A 15,898-nucleotide genomic window follows, 5' to 3' on the forward strand; every position below is an offset into this window, starting at 1 on the left:
GCCCACCACTGGTGGGCGGCCCCTCGGGCGTCGTGCCGGTATGCCGTGCGGCAGCGCGCGCCGTCAGCCGAACTTGAGTGCGTAGCCCTTGGACCGCAGGGTCCGCAGGACCTCCTCGCAGTGCGACTGCCCGCGGGTCTCGAGCTGCAGGCCGATCTCGACCTCGTCGACGGTGATGGTCGTGCCGGTGCGGATGTGCTCGACCTCGAGGACGTTGGCGTCGACGGCCGCGCAGTCCGCGAGCAGCCGGGCCAGGTGACCGGGGCGGTCGGACACCCGAACCCGGAACTGCAGGTAGCGACCGGCCGAGGCCATGCCGTGGCGGATGATCCGCAGCAGCAGGAGCGGGTCGATGTTGCCGCCGGACAGGACCGCGACCACCGGGCCGTCGACGTGCTGACCCGCTCGGTCGAGCAGGTGGGCCACAGCGGCCGCCCCCGCCGGTTCGACGACGAGCTTGGCGCGCTCGAGCACGAACAGCAGCGCGCGCGACAGCTCCTCCTCGCTCACCGTCTCCATTCCGTCGCAGAGGTCGCGGACCAACGCGAAGGGCACCTCACCGGGGATGCCCACGGCGATGCCGTCGGCCATGGTCTGCATGTTCTCGTAGGCGACGGGCTTCCCGGCGGCGAGCGAGAGCGGGTAGGCCGCGGCCTGCTCGGCCTGGACGCCGATGATGCGCACGTCGGGGCGCAGGGCCTTGACCGCCACGGAGATCCCGGCGAGCAGGCCGCCACCTCCCGCGCTCACGACGATCGTCCGGACGTCGGGGCACTGGTCGAGGATCTCGAGGCCAGCGGTGCCCTGACCGGCCACGATGTCGCGGTGGTCGAAGGGGTGGATCAGCACCGCCCCGGTCTCGGCCTCCCACGCGCGGGCCTTGACCAGGCACTCGTCGATGGTCGTGCCGACCTGCTCGATGGTGGCGCCGTAGGCACGGGTCGCGGTGAGCTTGGGCATCGGCGCCCCGTGCGGCATGTAGACCTTGACGTCGATGCCCAGCAGCTGCCCTGCGAGCGCGACTCCCTGAGCGTGGTTGCCCGCACTCGCGGCGACGACGCCGCGGGCCTTCTCGTCGTCCGAGAGCCGCGACATCCGGGTGTACGCCCCGCGGATCTTGAACGACCCTGCGCGTTGGAGGTTCTCGCACTTGAGGAAGACCTCGGAGCCGACGCGGTCCGAGAGCGCGCGGCTGTACTCGAGGGGCGTCGGGCGGACGATCCCGCTGAGCAGGTCCTGCGCAGCGCGGACGTCGTCGAGGGAGACGGACAGCGTCGGTGATGCCATGGGCGCAGGCTAGTCCCTCGCCCATGGCACCTCGACGGCTACTGCTGCACCCGCCGCTGGAAGGCGCGGATCGCCAGCGGTGCGATGACCACGGTCAGCCCGATCGTCCAGATCAACGTCGTCAGGATCGGGTGGTGCATCGGCAGCTGGGCGTCAGCCGGCACCGGCAGGTCGTTGCCCCACAGCTGACGGACGGCCTGGACCAGTGAGGAGATCGGGTTCCACTCCGCGATGACCCGCAGCCAGTGCGGCATGTTGCTGGTCGGGGCGAACGTGTTGGCCAGGAACGTGATCGGGAACATCGTCGTGAACATCAGGCCGTTGACCGACTCGACCGAGCGCATCGCCGACCCGACCAGGATGCCGACCCAGATCATGGCGAAGCCCCACATGAGCAGCAGGAGGTAGGCGAGCACCGCGTTGGGCAGCCCGTCGCGGATCCGCCAGCCGACGAACAAGCCGGTGACGGACATGACGAGGATGCCGATGCTGGAGTGCATGAGGCTGGAGATGCTCCGGCCGACCAGCACGGCGGCCGGGTTGATCGGCAGCGAGCGCATCCGGTCGACGATGCCCTTGTCGATGTCGGCGGTCAGGCCGACGGCCACGATGAACGACGCGAACGCGATGGTCTGCCCCATGATCCCGGCCATCAGCCACTCGCGGTAGCCCGCGGGCGACCCGTCGACCGCGATCGAGCCGCCGAAGACGTAGGCGAACAGCAGCACGAACATCACCGGCTGGATGGTGACGTCCATGAGCATCTCGGGCATCCGCTTGATGTGGATGAGGTTGCGCCGGGTGATCGCGAGCGACTGGCGCAGCAGCCCGGTCGGCTGGATCTCGGGGCGGGCCAGGCCGCTGGACGTGGTGTGGACGGTCGTGCCGGTGGTCATGAGGCCTTCTCCTGGAGCTCGGGGTCCTCGGTCTCCTCGGCGCGGTGGCCCGTGAGGTTGAGGAAGACGTCGTCGAGGCTCGGCCGCTTGAGGCCGAGGTCGTCGAGCTCGATCTGGCTGCCCTCGAAGACGGCAGCGATGCGGGTCATGTCGCGCAGGCCGTCGGCCGGGGCAGTCAGCTGACGGGCGCCCGCGTCGACGTGCACCTCGCTCACGTGGGTGCGCAGCAGCCCCTCGGCCGCCGCGAGGTCCTCGGCCTTGGACACCGTGAGGACGATGGCGGCCTTGCCACTGCGGTCCTTGAGCTCGAGCGCCGTGCCCTCGGCGATCACGGCGCCCTTGTCGATCACCACGATCCGGTCGGCGAGCTGGTCGGCCTCCTCGAGGTACTGGGTGGTCAGCAGCAGCGTCGTGCCGTCGCTGACCAGACCCCGCAGGACCTCCCAGAGCTCGACGCGACTGCGCGGGTCGAGCCCGGTCGTCGGCTCGTCGAGGAACAGGACGGGCGGGGTGGCGATGAGGCTGACCGCGAGGTCGAGCCGGCGCCGCATGCCCCCCGAGTAGGTCTTGACGACCCGGCTGCCGGCGTCGGTCAGCGAGAAGCGCTCCAGCAGGTCGTCACTGGCCTGACGGACGTAGGAGCTGGACAGCCCGTAGAGCGATCCGATGAGCCGGAGGTTCTCGCGACCGGTCAACAGCTCGTCGACGGTGGCGGCCTGCCCCGTCAGCCCCATCGACCGTCGCACCCCGTCGGGGTCGGTCAGCACGTCGTGGCCCGCAACCCGGGCCGTCCCGCTGGTGGGCCGCGCGAGCGTCGTCATCATGCGCACGGTCGTGGTCTTGCCGGCGCCGTTGGGGCCGAGCAGGCCCAGGACGGTCCCCTGCGGCACCGTGAAGCTGACGTCGTTGACGGCGACGGTGTCGCCGAACTTCTTGACGAGGTGCTCGGCCTCGATCGCGGGGGTGCTCATGCATCGAGCCTAGGTCGGCACCGGATGGGACGGCGAGTCATTATCGGCTCCTCAACTGACGCTATATCGCGTTGTCGCAGACACGTTATATCGCGTTTGCCCGTGAGCGCAAGACACGGCCCCTGACTCGTGCTCAGGTCCGGCCGATCAGGCAGAACGGGTGGCCCGCGGGGTCGAGGTAGACGCGGAAGCCGCCGTTCTCGGACGGCTGGTGCTCGTGCACGATGGCTCCCGCGGACAGGACCGCCGGCTCCGCGGCATCGATGTCACCCGCCCAGAGGTCGAGGTGGAACTGCTGCGGGTGCGAACCCCCCGGCCAGGTCGGCCTCACGAAGTCGGGGATCTGCTGGAACGCCAGGCTGGTCCGGCCGTCGGGGTTGTCCGGTGTGAGACCACCGCCCGGAGGCACGAGGGTCGCCCAGCCGGCGTCGGAGTCGTCCTCGAGCTCCCAGCCGAGGACCTCGGCGTAGAAGCGGGCCAGCTTGAGCGCATCGGGGCAGTCGAGGACGACCAGGTCGAGCGTGGGCTTGCGTGGTGTGTCACTCATCCCCCGACGCTACGACCGACCACCGACAACGGCTCGCGCCAGCGCCGCTGCCGCCGCGGGGTGGGCCCTGCGGAGCAGTCCCACGGCGAAGAGCAGGTATGCCGTGTCCGTCACGACCGCCGCGTCCCGCGGCACCTTCCAGCCACCTGCATGGTCCTGCGCCACCTCCCCGAGCACTGCAGCCCGGCCCTTCGCCGTCGCGTGCCGCAGCACCCCTCCGGAGCCCACGACGAGCGACACCTCGGCGAGGGGCCGCGGGCTCTCCCCCGGGCCGCCGGGGCGGGCGTGCCGCCGGACTGCGACGACCGCCGCGGCCCGCGCGAGCTCCAGGTCGAAGGCGACCTCGCGGGAGTCGGCTGGGAGGTGACCGGGGTCGCGGACGACCGACTCGGCATACGCCCCCAGGCCGTCGGGGACGGGGAGGTGCTCGCGCCCCGCAGCCTCCGTGATGCCCACGGCGTTCCAGCGCATGCCCAGGTCGGCCTCGACGGTCCGCGACTGCCACAGCGGGGCCACCACGTCCTTGGCCAGGCCCGCGTCCTCGCCCTGCGGTCGCAGCGCGGAGTACACGTCGGTGGTGGCGCCCCCGATGTCGACGACGAGCACGTCGCCGTCGAGGTGCTCAGCGAGGACCTGGACGCCGTCGAGCACGGCGTCGGGCGTCGGGGCTTGGACCATCGCGGCGAACTCCGGGCCCCGGGACAGGCCCTTGCCGCCGATGACGTGGTCGAGGAACGCCGTGCGGATGGCCGCGCGAGCCGACTCGGGTGCGATGACCCCGATCGCCGGGAGCACGTTGTCGGCGAGTGTGAACCGGCGACCCGTGGACGTGAGGACCTCGGCCACGCGGTCGCGCGCCTCGGCGTTGCCGGCCACCACGACCGGGGCGGCGAGCCGCGCCTTCGCGAGCCGGGTGGCGTTGTGCAGCAACACTTCTGCATTGCCACCATCGGTGCCGCCGACCAGGAGGACGAGGTCGGGGCGATTGCTCCGCAGCTCGGCGACGTCCGCGCCGGTCATGGACCCCGAGGCCACGTGGACCACCCGGGCGCCGGCGCTCAGCCCGACGCGGTGGCCGGCCTGTGCGGTCACCTCGCGCTCGTAGCCGACCACGGCGAGGCGCAGGCCGCCCCCGGCGCTGGAGCAGGCGAACACCTCGCCCACCTCGCCGTGCGGCGCGAGCTCGCGGCGCAGCGCCCGATAGCCGTCGAGGACGTCTGTCTCGACAGTCGTCCGGGTGGACACGGACGCCACGAGCGAGCCGTCCGTCGTGTCGACGAGGGCGGCCTTGGTGAACGTCGAGCCGAAGTCGACGGCGAGGACCAGGGGCATGGCGCAGGCGGGTGGCTCGGTCGGACCGGGCTCAGCCGAGCCGGTCGAGCGCCTGCCCAAGGTCGGCGATGAGGTCGTCGACGTCCTCGATGCCGACCGACAGCCGGATGAGGTCGGCCGGGACCTCGAGCTCGGTGCCGGCGACGGAGGCGTGCGTCATGCGGGCCGGGTGCTCGATGAGCGACTCCACCCCGCCGAGGGACTCGCCGAGCGTCCACAGCTGGGTCTCGCCGCACACCTTGACCGCGACGTCCTCACCGGCCTTGACCTGGAACGAGATCATGCCGCCGAAGCGTTTCATCTGCCGCGCGGCCACCTCGTGGCCGGGGTGGCCCTCGAGTCCCGGGTAGTGCACGGCGCTCACGGCCGGGTGGGCGGCGAGGAACTCCACGACCCGCTCGGCGTTGTCGCTGTGCTTCTCCATGCGCAGGGCGAGGGTCTTGAGGCCACGCAGCACCAGCCACGCGTCCATCGGCCCCGCGACGGCGCCCATCGAGTTCTGGTGGAAGGCGACACGGTCCGCCGCGTCCTCGAAGCCGGGGACCGTGATGTCGTGCCCGACGACGACGGCACCACCCACGACGTCGGAGTGGCCGCCGCAGTACTTGGTGGTCGAGTGGGTGACGATGTCGGCCCCGAGGGCCAGCGGCTGCTGGAGATACGGGCTGGCGAAGGTGTTGTCGACGACGAGCAGCGCGCCTGCCTCGTGGGCGATGTCGGCCAGCGCCGCGATGTCGGCGATGCCGAGCAGCGGGTTGGTGGGCGTCTCGACCCACAGGATCTTGGTGCTGCCGGGACGGACTGCAGCTCGCACCGCGTCGAGGTCGCCCGTCGGCGCGATCGTGTGCTCGACGCCCCACGTCGTGAGGACCTTGTTGAACAGCCGGTACGTGCCGCCGTACGCGTCGTTGGGGACGACCACGTGGTCCCCCGGTGCCAGCAGCGCACGCAGCACGGTGTCCTGACCGGCGAGCCCCGACGAGAAGGCGAAGCCGCGCACGCCTCCCTCGAGGGCGGCGAAGCACTCCTCGAGCGCGGTGCGGGTCGGGTTGGCCGAGCGGCTGTACTCGTAGCCACCGCGGAAGCCGCCGATGCCGTCCTGCTTGTAGGTCGACACCTGGAAGATCGGCGTGATCACCGCACCGGTGCCCGCGTCCGGCTCCTGCCCCGCGTGGATCGCACGCGTCGAGAAGCCGTGGTCGCTGCTGCTCTGCTCGCTCATGGCGGCAAGGCTAGCCCCCGCTCAGGACCCCTCGAGCACCCCGGTCGCCCATCACGCGCACCCCTCCTGTCACTCGCCACGAGCTGCCCGGTCCTGCCGTCGGGCCTGCGTGGAACAGCCGTCGCCGGGCGGGCGTTGGACGTGACGTGATATTCGGATCGCGCGCCAAGACCACCCTTCCGACCAGCGACACCGCCCTGCGCGGGCGCGACGAGCGACCGTTCCAGATCGCCCGCGACCACGTCGTGCTGCACACGCCCCTCGAGGGGCCGTGGCCGGACGGCACCGAGGTCCTCTACATCGCGATGGGCTGCTTCTGGGGTGCCGAGCGCATCTTCTGGCGACTGCCGGGCGTGGTGACGACCGCCGCCGGCTACATGGGCGGCCTGACGCCGAACCCGACCTACGAGGAGACCTGCACCGGGCTGACCGGGCACGCGGAGGCCGTGCTCGTGGCCTACGACCCCGAGCAGACGACCCCCGAGCTGCTGCTCAAGGAGTTCTGGGAGAACCACGACCCGACCCAGGGCAACCGCCAGGGCAACGACATCGGCACGGCATACCGGTCGGCGATCTACTGGACCACCGCCGACCAGGAGCGCGCAGCCCGCGCCACCCGCGACGCGTTCCAGAAGGTGCTGACCGACAACGGGTTCGGCACCATCACGACCGAGCTCCGGTCGGCACAGGACGCGGGGCGGTTCTTCTACGCCGAGGACTACCACCAGCAGTACCTCTACAAGAACCCCGGCGGCTACTGCAACCACGGCCCGAACGGCATGACCTGCCCTGTCGGGATCGTCAAGCAGGACCAGCTCCCCTCGCAGGAGAGCGTGCTGCGCGTCAACGACTCCGGCAGCTGAGCCCGGCGGCTCAGCGACTCACGCGGTACGCGGCGACGCTCGCTGTTGCCCCGAGGTCGGTCCGAACGGACGACCTGGAGAACTCGGTGGCTCACCCGGCCCACGCGCCATACGGTCGTGGCGTGCAGATCAGGGACATCACCGACGCCGACCTCGACGCCTTCGTGCCCATCTTCCGCGGGATCGTCGCGGACGGTGAGACCTACGCGTACCCCGAGGACCTCAGCGACGCCCAGATCCGGTCGCTGTGGTTCGAGAGCCCACCGGGGCGCACGGTCGTGGCGGTGGACGACGACGGAACGCTGCTGGGCAGCGCGAAGATGGGCCCGAACCGTCCGGGTCGCGGGTCGCACGTGGGCACCGCGAGCTTCATGGTCGGACCGGCCGCCCGCGGGAAGGGCGTCGGCAGGGCGCTTGCCGAGGACATGGTCGAGTGGCACCGCCGCGAGGGCTTCGCGTCCATCCAGTTCAACGCCGTCGTCGAGACCAACACGGCGGCGGTCAGGCTGTGGCAGGACCTGGGCTTCGAGGTGCTCGCGACGGTGCCGGCAGCGTTCGAGTCTCGGACCCACGGCCGCGTCGGGCTGCACGTGATGCTCCTCGAGCTCTGAGCCGCCCGGCCGCTGATCGGTGGCGAAAGTGTCACGAACGCACGTGGTCCAGCCCGATCGGCGCACAACAGTGGCGAAAGCGCCACGAATCCACGTGCGTCAGGGCGCCGGAGCGCGACGCCACCACCCCGCCAAGGCGCGTATGCCGCGTGGCCGGCCCCGGCGTGCCGGCCCGGCGGGCCCGGGTGTCGTCGGGGCCACCTCCGCTGGGGAGGCGGCGGCCGCGGGGGATTCAGCGGCCGCGGCGGCCGCGGCGCGCAGCTGGCGCCACTGGCCCACCAGCTCATCGACGTCGACCAGCCGGGCCCACACCGGTGGCCTGGGGCCGGTGCCGGGGCGGAGCCGGTCGAGCTTCACCCGCCGGTTGTAGTCCTCGAGCACCAGGCGCACCCCGTCCTCGGTGTGCAGGTCGAGCAGGGACTCGGGGAAGCCCGCTGCCTCCTTGCGCAGCGCCATCGCCGGCGACAGGGCACCGGCCAGGTCGAGCCCCTCACGTTCGACGAAGCCCTTGACCCACCAGTCGGGGTCGTCGTACTCGGGTGGGCCCAGGTTGGCCAGCGGCTTGCCCGCGCCGGGCAGGTTGTCGAACTCCCCGCGCTCCTGCGCCTCCCGGATCGCCTTCTCCACCGGGGACTCCCACCGTTCCACGCCTCGACCCTAACCCGGCAGCAGGCCTGGGTCCGAGGACGTGGTGGCGCCGGTCAGGCCCCCGGCTGCGGATGGCTGAGACCGGGACGTCCCGACCTCCCGGCGGCCTCGGTGACCCCCCGCCCCAGCGCACCGGCGACCCGCTGGAGCGGCGGCGGCGGCGCGCCCGAGACGCTGGGCGGCATGACCACGACCGGGCACGCCGCGGCATACACCAGGCGCCCGGCGAAGCCCGGCAGGGCGGTGAGGTCGAGCCGTCTCGGGGCGTCCACGACGAGCAGGTCGGCGTCCTTCGCGGCCTGGAGCAGGGCCTTGCGCTTGCCGCCCACCAACAACCGCACCTCGACCCCGTGCTCGGGGCCGAGCACCTCGGTGACGTCCTGCTCGAGGGCCTCCAGGGCTGTCGCCTCGGAGGCACCGGAGTCCTCGGCCACGGGAGCCGGGGTGACCCGGGAGGCGGTCTGCGGGGCGGTCGGACGCCACGCCCGCACGGCCACCACGCGTCCTCCGCGCATGGCCGCCAGCTCAGCCGCCCAGTGCAGGGCGGTGGGCGACTTGGACGTGGCGCTCACGCCGACGACGATCGTGTAGGGACGGCTCTGGTCGCTCATCGTCACGCTCCTCAGGCCCTGGCCGCGTCGAGCTGCGGGTCCTCGTCGACCTTGCTGAGCGGGTCGGCGATGTCCTCGAGCCCCTTGCCCTCGGCATCGACGCCGATGAGGATCGCCACGACTCCGCCGACCATCATGATGGACGAGGCAAGGACATAACCCCAGAAGAGCGGGTCGCGCTCCTTGCCCTCACCGACCAGAGCGCCGAACAGCACCGGGCCGAGCGCCCCCACGACCTGGGCGACCGCGAAGAAGTACGAGATCGCCTGGCCCCGCACCTCGAGCGGGAAGATCTCGCTCACCGTCAAGTAGGCCGACGACGCGCCCGCAGAGGCGAAGAAGAACGACACGCACCAGAAGATCGTGTGGGTCGTGGCGTTGAGCGAACCCGCCTTGAAGAGGAAGGCGGACACGAGCAGCACGAGCCCGGCGACGAGGTAGGTGGAGAAGATCATCTTGCGGCGCCCGATGGTGTCGAACAGGTGCCCGAGCAGCAGCGGCCCCGCCAGGTTGCCGATCGCGAACGGCACGAAGTAGATCGCGGCCGCGGACTTGTCGAGGTGGTAGAAGTTCTGCAGCACCAACGCATAGGTGAAGAAGATCGCGTTGTAGAGGAAGCTCTGGGTGACCATCATCGTCAGGCCGAGGGCCGTCCTGCTGGGGTAGCGCTTGAAGAACACGTCGAGCAGCACCCGGAACGGCACCGCGTCCTTGGCCTTGACGAGCATCGCCTTGCTCTCGTCGACCGGCTTCAGCGTGACGCCCTGCTTCTCGACCGACGCCTCGATGTCGTCGACGATCCGCTCGGCCTCCTCGCCCTGGCCGTGCGTGACCATCCAGCGCGGGCTCTCGGGGATGTGGCGCCGCAGCCAGATGATGATGAGCCCCATGACCGGGCCGATGAAGAACGCGATGCGCCAGCCGACGTTCTCCGGCACCCGGTCGGTGTCGAGCAGCCAGAAGCTCGCGAGCGCGCCGAGCAGCGCACCGGCCCAGTAGGTGCCGTTGACGGCGATGTCGACCCGGCCGCGGTACTTCGCCGGGATGAGCTCGTCGATGGCGCTGTTGATGGCGGTGTACTCACCCCCGATGCCGAGGCCGGCCACGAAGCGCCACAGATAGAGGAACCACGGCGTCCACGCGAGCCCGGCGATGCCGCTGCCGATGAGGTAGATGGCCAGGGTGATGATGAACAGCTTCTTGCGGCCCCACTTGTCGGTGAGCCGCCCGAACGTCAGCGCCCCGACGACCTGCCCGATGAGGTAGACGGTCCCGGCGAAGCCGACCTCCGCCGACGACATCCCCAGGCTCTTCTGGAAGCCCGCGGTCGAGACCAGCTGGATCTCGAGCCCGTCGAGGATCCACGAGACGCCCAGGCCCACGACGACGAGCCAGTGGAACCGTGCCCACGGCAGCCGGTCCATCCGGAAGGGGATCAGGCTGCGGACCGCCCCGGTGTCGTTGGGTGCTGCTGCTGTCGTCATCGACCACTCCTCGATCTGTCCTGGCTGGTGGTTGCACTCCACAACCCGCCAACCGGGGAACCTACGCCGGGTTTGCCCGAAATGCTCGTCGAAACCGTTCTGACCTGCACGAACACCCCGCGCGAGGCCGCCTCCGGCTCGCCTGCGTAGGGTCGGGGCCATGCGGATCGTGTCCCTGTTGCCCTCGACGACCGAGATCCTGTTCGCCCTCGGCGCCGGCGACCGGGTCGTCGGGGTCACCTTCGAGTGCGACACCCCGGTCGAGGCCCGGGAGCGGACGATCGTGTCGACGACGGCGATCCCCGAGGGCCTGTCGTCGCGCGACATCGATGCGTACGTGACGGCCGCCATGGCTGCGGGCGAGGACCTCTACCACCTCGACGCCGGCGCCCTCGCGACCCTCGACGCCGACCTCGTGGTCACCCAGGACCTCTGTGCGGTCTGCGCCGTCGACGTGTCGAAGGTCGACGACGCCCTCGACTACCTCGGCTGCCGGGCGCAGGTGCTGACCATCGACCCGCACAGCCTCGACGAGGTGCTCGGCTCGATCACCACACTGGGCGCCGCGAGCGGCACCGACGACCGCGCCACTGAGCTCGTGGCCGGGCTCCGCGCCCGCCTGTATGCCGTGGAGCAGGCCGTGCGCGACGCGCACCGCCCGCGGACGCTGGTGCTCGAGTGGACCGACCCACCGTTCGCCCCGGGCCACTGGGTGCCCGAGATGGTGGTGGCGGCCGGAGGCACCAACGTGCTCGGCTCGGCGCGCGAGAAGTCGGTGCGAGTCACTTGGGACGCGGTGCGCGCGAGCGCCCCCGAGGTCGTCGTCTGCGCCCCCTGCGGCTACGACCTCGAGGGATCGACGGCGTTGGCACACAAGGCGATCGACGACGGCGAGCTGCCGCCCGGCATACCGGTCTGGGCGGTCGACGCGAACGCGAGCTTCGCCCGCCCGGGGCCGCGCCTGGTCGACGGCGTCGAGGCACTCGCGGCGATCCTGCACCCGGACGCGACGCAGCCGCCGCGCCCGGACATGGCGCGACGGCTGCGGTAGCGGCTGATCTCTCGTCGACGAGTCGACCTGCCCCTAGTCGACCAGGGCGATGAGCAGGTCGGCGCGGGTGAGCACCCCGACCGGCTTGCCGTCCTCGACGACCATGATCGCGTCGTGCTTCTCCAGCTCGTGGCGAGCCGCGGTGACCGGCTCACCGGCGCCGACCAGGGGGAGCGACGGCTCCATGTGCTTGCCGACGGAGTCGGTGAGGTGCGCGCTGCCGTTGAACAGCGCCTCGAGCAGGGCGCGCTCGCTGACCGAGCCCGCGACCTCACCGGCCATGACGGGCGGCTCGGCCTTGACGACCGGCATCTGCGAGACGGAGTACTCGTGGAGGATCTCGATGGCGTCGCGGACCGTCTCGGTCGGGTGGGTGTGCACCAGCGCCGGGAGGTCGCCGGCCTTCTTGTGGAGCACCTCGCCAACCGTCGTCTCGGTGTGGGTGTGCATGAAGCCGTAGGAGTTCATCCAGTCGTCGTTGAAGATCTTGGACATGTAGCCGCGGCCACTGTCGGGCAGCAGCACGACGACGACCGCCTCGGCCGGCAGGTCCTTGGCGGCGCGCAGCGCGGCGACGACCGCCATGCCGCAGGAGCCACCCACGAGCAGGCCCTCCTCCTTGGCGAGGCGGCGGGTCATCTCGAACGAGTCGGCGTCGCTGACGGCGATCACCTCGTCGACCATCGCGGGGTCGTAGGCGGTCGGCCAGAAGTCCTCGCCGACCCCCTCGACGAGGTACGGACGGCCGGTGCCACCGGAGTAGACCGAGCCCTCGGGGTCGGCGCCGATGACCTGCACCCGGCCACCCTCGCGGTCGGCGGAGACCTCACGCAGGTAGCGGCCGGTGCCGGTGATGGTGCCACCGGTGCCCACACCGGCGACGAAGTGCGTGACCTTGCCGTCGGTGTCGTCCCAGACCTCCGGCCCGGTCGACTCGTAGTGCGAGGCCGGTCCCATCGGGTTGGCGTACTGGTTGGGCTTCCACGCGCCGTCGATCTCGCGGACGAGGCGGTCGGACGTCTCGTAGTAGGAGTCGGGGTGGTCGGGGGCGACGGCGGTCGGGCACACCACGACCTCGGCGCCGTAGGCCTTCAGCACGTCACGCTTGTCCTGGCTCACCTTGTCGGGGCACACGAACACGCACTTGTAGCCCTTGCGCTGCGCCACCAGGGCCAGGCCCACGCCGGTGTTGCCGGACGTCGGCTCGACGATGGTGCCGCCGGGCTTGAGCTCGCCCGACTCCTCGGCGGCCTCGATCATCTTGAGCGCGATACGGTCCTTCACGGACCCGCCCGGGTTGAGGTACTCGATCTTGGCGAGGACCGTCGCGGCGATCCCCTCGGTGACCGAGTTGAGCTTGACGAGGGGCGTGTTCCCGACGAGGTCGGCGATGTGGTCGGCGTACTTCACGCGGCCATCCTCTCAGATGCTGGACAGCCCTCCGCCACATGGTGGAGCCGCGGGTGAGCGGTGGCGGCGCACCATCAGGGAGGGGGAGGAAACGCCATGACAGGGTCAGTCGTTACGGTCAGGGAGACAGGCGACAGCGAGGGGTTCGGAATGGGTCGCGCTCGACGCGCACGCAAGATCGCCGCCACCGCCGCATACGGCGGGGGCGGTCTCGCCGCTGGCATCGGGGCGGTCGGCGCCCTGGGCTACGGCCTGCTCAAGGTCGAGGCCCAGATGGCGAGGCGGATCGTAGGGCAGCCGTTCGAGGGTGCGCCCGACGACAACGGCACGTACGGCTTCGGGGCGGGTGACCCGGTCGAGCTCGTGGTCCTCGGCGACTCGTCGGCCGCCGGCATGGGGGCCGACAACCGCTACCAGACCGTCGGCGCGATCGTCGCCAACGGGGTCTCCGCGCTCACCGGCCGACCCGTGCACCTCGTCAACACCGCGGTCATCGGGGCCGAGTCGTCCGGGCTCGAGCTCCAGCTCGCGAACGCCCTCGACCAGGTCAGCCGCCCGCACGTCGCGATCATCATGATCGGCGCCAACGACGTCACCCACCGCATCGACAAGTCGGTCGCCGTGCGCCACCTCGGCGACACCGTCCGCCGCCTGCAGGCGCTGGGCACCGAGGTCGTCGTCGGCACGTGCCCCGACCTGGGCACCATCCAGCCGATCCCCCAGCCGCTGCGACTCATCGGGCGCCGGTGGTCCCGCGACATGGCGGCCGCCCAGACCGTGGCCGTGGTCGAGGCCGGCGGCCGCACGGTGTCGCTGGGCGACCTGCTCGGGCCCGAGTTCGCCGAGCGCCCCCACGAGATGTTCAGTGCCGACCGGTTCCACCCCTCCCCCGCGGGCTATGCGCGGGCCGCGGCCGCCCTCCTGCCGAGTGTCTATGCCGCGCTCGGGGTGTGGCAGGGCCAGGCCCGTGAGGAGCGCGTCCCCGACACGCGGCTCGGTGAGGGTGTCGGTCCCGTCGCGGTCGCCGCGAAGTATGCGGTGAGCGACCCGGGCACCGAGGTCAGCGCCACCGAGATCGCCGGGCAGAGCCGTGGTCCGCGAGGCCGCTGGGCCATGCTGCTGCGTCGTCCGCGCAACCCGTTGCCGCCCCGCAGCGACGAGTCCCCCGAGAGCGGCAGCGACTCGCTCGAGCCCGGTCCGCCGACCGACGAGCAGGCACCCGTTGCCCCGGTCGGCGACTCTCCCGCCGGTGTGGCGAGCGAGAGCAAGGCCACACCCGCGGACCCAGCCACACGGCATACCATCGAGGCTGACTAAGCGGCCGCTCACCGGGCGGCCCCTCGACGAGGAGGAACCCCCGTGACCGAAGCCGTCATCGTCTCCACCGCCCGCACGCCCATCGGGCGCGCGTTCAAGGGCTCGCTCAAGGAGATGCGGCCCGACGACCTGTCCGTGCAGGTGATCCGGGCCGCGCTGGCCAAGATCCCCGCGCTGGACCCCGCCCTCGTCGAGGACCTCTACTGGGGCTGCGCGGAGCCCTCCGGCAAGCACGGTTCCAACATGGCCCGCGTCATCGCCGTGCTCGCCGGCTACGACGGGCTCCCGGGCTCGACGATCAACCGGTTCTGCGCCTCGTCCGTGCAGACCACCCGCATGGCCTACCACGCGATCAAGGCCGGCGAGGGCGACATCTTCATCAGCGGTGGCGTCGAGTGCGTGTCGCAGTACACCGACTGGGCTGGCGCGGGCGGCTCGTCCGGCGACAACCAGAACCCGGCCTTCGCCGACGCCCAGGCGCGCAGCAAGGAGACGGCGACCACCAACGCGACCTGGTCCGACCCGCGCGAGCAGGGCCTGGTCCCGGACGTCTACCTGTCGATGGGGCAGACCGCCGAGAACGTCGCGACCCTGCGCGGTATCACCCGAGAGCGCCAGGACGAGTGGGGCGTCTCGTCGCAGAACCGCGCCGAGAAGGCCATCGCGGACGGGTTCTTCGAGCGCGAGATCGCGCCCGTGACGCTCGCCGACGGCACCGTGGTCTCCAAGGACGACGGCCCCCGCGCCGGGGTCACCCTCGAGGCGGTCCAGGCCCTCAACCCCGTGTTCCGCGAGCAGGGCACCATCACCGCAGGCAACTGCTGCCCGCTCAACGACGGTGCCGCGGCGGTCGTGGTCATGAGCGACACCAAGGCCAAGGAGCTGGGCCTCACGCCGCTGGCCCGCGTCGTCTCCACCGGCGTCTCCGGCCTGTCCCCCGAGATCATGGGCCTCGGACCGGTCGAGGCATCGCGCCAGGCGCTGGACCGTGCCGGCATGACCATCGGTGACCTGGACCTCTACGAGATCAACGAGGCCTTCGCCGCGCAAGTGCTGCCGAGCGCCGACGACCTCGGCATGGACTTCGACAAGCTCAACGTGCACGGCGGGGCGATCGCCCTCGGCCACCCGTTCGGCTCCACGGGTGCCCGCATCACCACGACGCTGCTCAACGGGCTGGCGGCGCGCGACGGGCAGTTCGGCCTCGAGACGATGTGCGTCGGTGGCGGCCAGGGCATGGCCATCATCTACGAGCGCCTCAGCTGAGGCTCACTCCGCACGCCGAGAGGGTGCCGAACCGCCCCCACCCAGCTGGTGGGGGGCGGTTCGGCACCCTCTCGGTTGTCTGCCTTCAGGTCAGGGCGCGGCGCAGGTCCGCCAGGCGCGCGGTGAGGTGGTCGGCGTCCTCACCCGCGGCGCACGCGTCGTAGACGAGGACCGTCAGCTGGTCCATGACGACGGCCGGACCGAGGTCGGGCACAGGGCCGAACCCCGGGGCCGGGCTCGTGGTCGCCACGAGGTCGTCGAGCAGCAACCGCACCTGCGGCACCCAGGACAACGCGCGGTCCAGCGGCAGCTGTTGCCACCGCCGGACCACGCGTTGCAGCTCGGCCGAAACCTCCTGCGGCACAGGCGATCTCGGGGTCAC

General features: G+C 71.3%; 16 protein-coding genes. 5 read left to right on the forward strand and 11 right to left on the reverse strand.

Annotation, left to right across the window (positions count from 1 at the left end; genetic code table 11):
• Nucleotides 1-63: 63 nt before the first annotated feature.
• From ilvA to AC1DV7_RS05855, 6 genes are all read right to left on the reverse strand, one after another.
• Nucleotides 64-1,287: a threonine ammonia-lyase gene (ilvA, locus tag AC1DV7_RS05830; RefSeq protein WP_477595507.1), complete on the reverse strand. Its 1,224-nt coding sequence runs from the start codon at nt 1,285-1,287 to the stop codon at nt 64-66.
• Nucleotides 1,288-1,325: 38 nt separating this feature from the next.
• Complete coding sequence (locus AC1DV7_RS05835) at nt 1,326-2,183, reverse strand: ABC transporter permease (RefSeq protein WP_477595509.1); 858 nt, start codon at nt 2,181-2,183, stop codon at nt 1,326-1,328.
• A complete protein-coding gene (locus tag AC1DV7_RS05840; protein WP_477595511.1) occupies nt 2,180-3,154 on the reverse strand; it encodes an ATP-binding cassette domain-containing protein in 975 nt (324 codons plus the stop codon). Before AC1DV7_RS05840 ends, AC1DV7_RS05835 begins: the two co-directional genes overlap by 4 nt.
• Before the next feature lie 133 nt (nt 3,155-3,287).
• On the reverse strand, nt 3,288-3,701 hold the full coding sequence (locus tag AC1DV7_RS05845) for a VOC family protein (RefSeq protein ID WP_477595513.1): 414 nt from the start codon (nt 3,699-3,701) through the stop codon (nt 3,288-3,290).
• A gap of 9 nt (nt 3,702-3,710) precedes the next feature.
• A complete protein-coding gene (locus AC1DV7_RS05850; protein ID WP_477595515.1) occupies nt 3,711-5,033 on the reverse strand; it encodes a glutamate mutase L in 1,323 nt (440 codons plus the stop codon).
• Between the two features lie 31 nt (nt 5,034-5,064).
• Complete coding sequence (locus tag AC1DV7_RS05855; protein ID WP_477595517.1) at nt 5,065-6,255, reverse strand: cystathionine gamma-synthase; 1,191 nt, start codon at nt 6,253-6,255, stop codon at nt 5,065-5,067.
• A 149-nt stretch (nt 6,256-6,404) separates the two neighbouring features.
• Between AC1DV7_RS05855 and msrA the strand changes: the two genes are divergently transcribed.
• The gene (msrA, locus tag AC1DV7_RS05860) at nt 6,405-7,118 is read left to right on the forward strand and encodes a peptide-methionine (S)-S-oxide reductase MsrA (RefSeq protein WP_477595750.1); all 714 of its coding nucleotides are present in this window, start codon (nt 6,405-6,407) and stop codon (nt 7,116-7,118) included.
• A 122-nt stretch (nt 7,119-7,240) separates the two neighbouring features.
• A complete protein-coding gene (locus AC1DV7_RS05865) occupies nt 7,241-7,729 on the forward strand; it encodes an N-acetyltransferase family protein (protein ID WP_477595519.1) in 489 nt (162 codons plus the stop codon).
• 99 nt (nt 7,730-7,828) lie between these two features.
• Here the strand turns inward: AC1DV7_RS05865 and AC1DV7_RS05870 are convergent, their stop codons facing one another.
• Genes AC1DV7_RS05870 through AC1DV7_RS05880 form a run of 3 tightly spaced genes read right to left on the reverse strand, consistent with a single transcriptional unit; the run spans nt 7,829 to nt 10,472 of the window.
• Entirely contained in the window at nt 7,829-8,377 is a 549-nt protein-coding gene (locus tag AC1DV7_RS05870; protein WP_477595521.1) for a DnaJ family domain-containing protein, read from the reverse strand.
• A 53-nt stretch (nt 8,378-8,430) separates the two neighbouring features.
• Nucleotides 8,431-8,988 (reverse strand): universal stress protein, encoded by a 558-nt coding sequence (locus AC1DV7_RS05875; protein WP_477595523.1) that lies wholly within the window; start codon nt 8,986-8,988, stop codon nt 8,431-8,433.
• A gap of 11 nt (nt 8,989-8,999) precedes the next feature.
• The gene (locus AC1DV7_RS05880; RefSeq protein ID WP_477595525.1) at nt 9,000-10,472 is read right to left on the reverse strand and encodes an MFS transporter; all 1,473 of its coding nucleotides are present in this window, start codon (nt 10,470-10,472) and stop codon (nt 9,000-9,002) included.
• Between the two features lie 160 nt (nt 10,473-10,632).
• On the opposite strand from AC1DV7_RS05880, the gene AC1DV7_RS05885 reads away from it, so the two are divergent.
• Nucleotides 10,633-11,523, forward strand: a complete 891-nt coding sequence (locus AC1DV7_RS05885) for a cobalamin-binding protein (protein ID WP_477595527.1) — start codon at nt 10,633-10,635, stop codon at nt 11,521-11,523.
• 33 nt (nt 11,524-11,556) lie between these two features.
• On the opposite strand, the gene AC1DV7_RS05890 is transcribed toward AC1DV7_RS05885, so the two are convergent.
• Nucleotides 11,557-12,933, reverse strand: coding sequence for a cystathionine beta-synthase (locus tag AC1DV7_RS05890; RefSeq protein ID WP_477595529.1), 1,377 nt, complete (start codon nt 12,931-12,933; stop codon nt 11,557-11,559).
• Between the two features lie 150 nt (nt 12,934-13,083).
• Here AC1DV7_RS05890 and AC1DV7_RS05895 point away from each other — a divergent pair, with 150 nt between their 5' ends.
• Both AC1DV7_RS05895 and AC1DV7_RS05900 read left to right on the forward strand, forming a co-directional pair.
• Nucleotides 13,084-14,250 (forward strand): SGNH/GDSL hydrolase family protein, encoded by a 1,167-nt coding sequence (locus AC1DV7_RS05895; protein ID WP_477595531.1) that lies wholly within the window; start codon nt 13,084-13,086, stop codon nt 14,248-14,250.
• 42 nt (nt 14,251-14,292) lie between these two features.
• On the forward strand, nt 14,293-15,516 hold the full coding sequence (locus AC1DV7_RS05900) for an acetyl-CoA C-acetyltransferase (RefSeq protein WP_477595533.1): 1,224 nt from the start codon (nt 14,293-14,295) through the stop codon (nt 15,514-15,516).
• Nucleotides 15,517-15,601: 85 nt separating this feature from the next.
• On the opposite strand, the gene AC1DV7_RS05905 is transcribed toward AC1DV7_RS05900, so the two are convergent.
• Nucleotides 15,602-15,898 carry a hypothetical protein gene (locus tag AC1DV7_RS05905; RefSeq protein ID WP_477595535.1) on the reverse strand — a complete coding sequence of 99 codons (297 nt, stop codon included), beginning with the start codon at nt 15,896-15,898 and terminating at the stop codon, nt 15,602-15,604.

This window comes from Pedococcus sp. P2_E4, from assembly GCF_056403935.1.